The organism is Arthrobacter sp. NPDC056886, assembly GCF_042788715.1.
Lineage (GTDB): Bacteria > Actinomycetota > Actinomycetes > Actinomycetales > Micrococcaceae > Arthrobacter.
Map to the genome: position 1 here is coordinate 1 of NZ_JBHUBT010000025.1, position 1,633 is coordinate 1,633.

Sequence of the window (1,633 nt, forward strand, 5' to 3'; positions counted from 1 at the left end):
TCCTTAGAAAGGAGGTGATCCAGCCGCACCTTCCGGTACGGCTACCTTGTTACGACTTAGTCCCAATCGCCAGTCCCACCTTCGACAGCTCCCTCCCACAAGGGGTTAGGCCACCGGCTTCGGGTGTTACCAACTTTCGTGACTTGACGGGCGGTGTGTACAAGGCCCGGGAACGTATTCACCGCAGCGTTGCTGATCTGCGATTACTAGCGACTCCGACTTCATGGGGTCGAGTTGCAGACCCCAATCCGAACTGAGACCGGCTTTTTGGGATTAGCTCCACCTCACAGTATCGCAACCCTTTGTACCGGCCATTGTAGCATGCGTGAAGCCCAAGACATAAGGGGCATGATGATTTGACGTCGTCCCCACCTTCCTCCGAGTTGACCCCGGCAGTCTCCCATGAGTCCCCGCCATTACGCGCTGGCAACATGGAACGAGGGTTGCGCTCGTTGCGGGACTTAACCCAACATCTCACGACACGAGCTGACGACAACCATGCACCACCTGTGAACCGGCCCCAAAGGGGAAGGACTGTTTCCAGCCCGGTCCGGCCCATGTCAAGCCTTGGTAAGGTTCTTCGCGTTGCATCGAATTAATCCGCATGCTCCGCCGCTTGTGCGGGCCCCCGTCAATTCCTTTGAGTTTTAGCCTTGCGGCCGTACTCCCCAGGCGGGGCACTTAATGCGTTAGCTACGGCGCGGAAAACGTGGAATGTCCCCCACACCTAGTGCCCAACGTTTACGGCATGGACTACCAGGGTATCTAATCCTGTTCGCTCCCCATGCTTTCGCTCCTCAGCGTCAGTTAATGCCCAGAGACCTGCCTTCGCCATCGGTGTTCCTCCTGATATCTGCGCATTTCACCGCTACACCAGGAATTCCAGTCTCCCCTACATCACTCTAGTCTGCCCGTACCCACCGCAGATCCGGAGTTGAGCCCCGGACTTTCACGGCAGACGCGACAAACCGCCTACGAGCTCTTTACGCCCAATAATTCCGGATAACGCTTGCGCCCTACGTATTACCGCGGCTGCTGGCACGTAGTTAGCCGGCGCTTCTTCTGCAGGTACCGTCACTTTCGCTTCTTCCCTACTGAAAGAGGTTTACAACCCGAAGGCCGTCATCCCTCACGCGGCGTCGCTGCATCAGGCTTGCGCCCATTGTGCAATATTCCCCACTGCTGCCTCCCGTAGGAGTCTGGGCCGTGTCTCAGTCCCAGTGTGGCCGGTCACCCTCTCAGGCCGGCTACCCGTCGTCGCCTTGGTGAGCCATTACCTCACCAACAAGCTGATAGGCCGCGAGTCCATCCAAAACCACAATAAAGCTTTCCACCCCCCACCATGCGATGAGGAGTCATATCCGGTATTAGACCCAGTTTCCCAGGCTTATCCCAGAGTTAAGGGCAGGTTACTCACGTGTTACTCACCCGTTCGCCACTAATCACCGGTGCAAGCACCGGGTCATCGTTCGACTTGCATGTGTTAAGCACGCCGCCAGCGTTCATCCTGAGCCAGGATCAAACTCTCCGTTGAAGTAAAACAGACACACCATGCGCCCCCGGGAAAACGGGAAACACACAATGCACAAAATTTGAAACCAGCTGTAAAAACCAGACCACACCACGGGGTGGC

1 rRNA gene is annotated in these 1,633 nt (G+C 56.8%); it reads right to left on the reverse strand.

Going from position 1 to position 1,633, the window contains the following annotated elements:
- Positions 1-7: 7 nt before the first annotated feature.
- Positions 8-1,534, reverse strand: a 16S ribosomal RNA gene (locus tag ACFRJ8_RS22565).
- Between the last annotated feature and the right edge of the window lie 99 nt (positions 1,535-1,633).